At 64.8% G+C, this 3,150-nt stretch carries 3 protein-coding genes; all 3 read left to right on the plus strand.

Translation table 11 applies throughout. The annotated features are described in order from the left end of the window. The coding region (locus K6T84_RS23725; RefSeq protein ID WP_329786984.1) for a tyrosine-type recombinase/integrase at positions 1-1,249 on the plus strand (1,249 nt) is incomplete at its 5' end. Beyond that, entirely contained in the window at positions 1,246-2,178 is a 933-nt protein-coding gene (locus tag K6T84_RS23730; protein ID WP_329786985.1) for a tyrosine-type recombinase/integrase, read from the plus strand. The genes K6T84_RS23725 and K6T84_RS23730, both read left to right, overlap by 4 nt. Continuing rightward, a partial coding sequence (locus K6T84_RS23735) for a tyrosine-type recombinase/integrase (RefSeq protein ID WP_329786986.1) occupies positions 2,175-3,150 on the plus strand: 976 nt, incomplete at its 3' end. The genes K6T84_RS23730 and K6T84_RS23735, both read left to right, overlap by 4 nt.

Genomic DNA, 3,150 nt, shown 5'->3' on the forward strand with positions numbered 1-3,150 from the left:
CGGACGCTTGATCTCCATTACCGGAGAGGAGAGCGTCATGATTCACGTGCTGCGTTCGTTCGTGGTGGGACCGTTGGAGCCGTATGCGGCCGGTTTCGCCGCAGACCTGGAGCGCCAGGGCTATACGGCTAATTCTGCTGCCTGCCAGTTGGGTTGGATCGCGCAACTGAGTCGGTGGATGGCTGATCAGGGGATCGACGCCGTGGATCTGGCTCCGCCGATGATTGACCGGTATCTGACGGCCCGCCACGCTCGAGGCCATCGTCGCCCTCAATCGGCGAAAGCGTTCGCGCCGTTGCTGATCCATCTTCGGGAAGCTGGAGTCACGTCGAGTCCTGCACCGATGGTGCTGACACCGGCCGAGGCCTGGTTGGACCGGTTCCAGGCCTATCTGTTGGGTGAGCGGGCAATGGGTGCTGCGTCGGTCCGCGGCTATGTCGACCATGTCCGGCCATTCGTCGAACAGCACGTCGTCGACGACGGCGGGCAGGGGTTGATCGCTATCGAAGCGAGCGACGTGACCGGCTTCATTCGGGCTCGAGCACCTGGGCAGGCACCTAAAACCACACAGCGGATGGCCAGCGCGATGCGGGCTTTGCTGCGGTTTTGGTACCTCGAGGGACTGACCGTGACGTCGCTGGCCGACGCCGTGCCGAGAGTCGCTTATCGCGATCCGGGGTTGCCCAAAGCGCTGAAGCCGGCTGAGGTGGCCGCCCTGCTGACGGCGTGTGACCGCGGATCAGGCGCGGGTAGGCGCAACTTCGCGATGCTGCTGTTGATGTCACGTGTCGGGTTGCGATGCGGTGAGGTCGCTGCGATGAATTTGGACGATATCAATTGGCGGCGAGGTGAAATCACGGTCACCGGCAAGGGCGGGCGTCGCGATCGTCTTCCCCTGCCGGTCGACATTGGCGAGGCGATCGTGGACTATCTGCGGCGCGACCGACCACCTGATGCCCTCGACCGCTGCTTATTCATTCGGCGTCGGGCACCACACCGGGGACTGACGAGTGTCGGTGCCACCCAAGTGGTCGCCGAGGTCGCCTTGCGAGCCGGGCTGGGCGTCGTGCATGCGCATCGGCTGCGTCACAGCGCAGCCAGCTCGATGTTGACTGCCGGGGCACCGCTGACCGAGATCGGCCAGGTGCTGCGTCACCGCCGACCGTTGACCACCGCAATCTATGCGAAGGTCGACGTCGAAGGGCTTCGTGCACTCGCGCGGCCGTGGCCGGTGGGTGGCGCGTCATGACCGAGTTGCGCGCTGCCTTAACCGACTATCTGGAGCTCCGGCGGTCGTTGGGGTTCACGCTGCGACGCGACGCCAAGCTGCTGATCCAGTTCCTCGACTGGCTCGAGGGCCAGGACAAGCACACGATCACCGTTGCCGACGCGCTCGCATGGGTTCGTTTGCCCGAGAACGCAAGCCCGAGCTGGTTACGGGCTCGGATGGGGCCGCTGCGGGGATTCGCGGCCTACCTGCACACACTCGATCCTGCCGTCGAGGTCCCTCCGCCCGGCCTATTCGGCGGCCCGCCCGCCCGGGTCGTACCGTATCTGTATTCCGATGCCGAGATCATCACGCTCATCGAACAAACCGCCAGTCTGTCAACGGCGTTGAGGCGGGCCACGATCGCGACACTGATCGGTCTGCTGGCGGTCACCGGGATGAGACAAGGCGAGGTGATCGCCCTCGACGATAACGACTTCGACGCGGTCCGCGGGCTTCTCGTGGTCCGCTGCGGCAAGGCCGGCAAGTCACGACAGATTCCATTGCACCCCACCACGACTGCCGCCCTGAAAAGCTATCGAACGGTTAGGGATCGGGCATTCCGGAAGCCGGGCAGCGAAGCCCTGCTGGTGTCGGCCGCCGGGACGCGGCTGCTGTCCTGCAATGTCGGGCATGCCTTCAGAAGAATGGTCCGACAGGCGGGGCTCACGGCCCGGTCACCACGATGCAGACCCCGGCCGCACGATTTGCGGCACACGTTCGCCGTCGCGACCCTGCTGGATTGGTATCGCGACGGCGGCGACGTGGCGGCGCGGTTGCCGTTGTTGTCGACCTATCTCGGGCACGTCTCCCCGGATCACACCTACTGGTATCTACACGCGGCCCCGGAATTGATGGCCCAAGCGGCCGGGCGGCTCGAACGGCATGCGGCACAAGGAGGTCGATCATGACGTCGATCGCGGGCACCGTGCAAGCGTTCTTCACCGACTACCTGCTGCGGCAACGGCAAGTCAGCCCGCACACGATCGCGTCCTATCGCGATTCGGCGCGGATGCTGCTGGCCTACGCCGCCGACCGATCCGCAACACCCTGCCACCGTTTGGATTTCGCTCAACTCGATGCGCCGATGATCGCGGCGTTCCTCGATCACCTCGAAAGCTCCCGAGGCATCAGCGTCCGCAGCCGCAATGTGCGTCTCGCCGCGATCCACTCGTTGTTCCGGTTCGCGGCTCTGCGTCATCCCGAACACGCCGAAGACATCCAACGAGTCCTGGCTATTCCCACCAAACTTGGTGACCACACCATCGTCACTTACCTCACCGACAACGAGGTCGAAGCCATCCTGGCCGCACCGGATCTGAGCACCAAGACCGGGCGACGAGACCACGCGCTGCTGCACGTGGCGATCGAAACGGGGCTCAGGGCTTCCGAGCTGACCGGGCTGACCTGCCGAGATATCCACCTCGATGCCGGTGCCCACGTCTACTGCCAAGGAAAGGGCCGCAAGGACCGCATCACACCCCTGACCACCAGCGCCATAAGGCCCCTGCGAGCCTGGGTCCGAGAGCGGGCAGGCAACCCTCAGGACCCGCTGTTCCCCACCAATCGCGGCAGCCGGATGAGCCCGGACTCCATCGCCCAACGGGTCAACGTTCACGTCACCACCGCCGCAGCGTCCTGCCCATCACTAAACACCAAGAACATCACGCCCCACGTCCTACGGCACACCGCTGCCATGCGACTTCTCCACGCGGGCATCGACATCACCGTCATCGCGCTCTGGCTAGGCCATGTCCACATTGCCACCACCCAGATCTACCTCGAGGCCGACCTCGTTCTCAAACAACAGGCGCTCGACCGAACCGCGCCGATCACCAGCCAAACTGGCCGCTACCACCCACCGGACACTCTCATCGCCTTCC

The sequence above is a fragment of the Mycobacterium zoologicum genome (genome assembly GCF_020181635.2).
GTDB classification, from domain to species: domain Bacteria; phylum Actinomycetota; class Actinomycetes; order Mycobacteriales; family Mycobacteriaceae; genus Mycobacterium; species Mycobacterium zoologicum.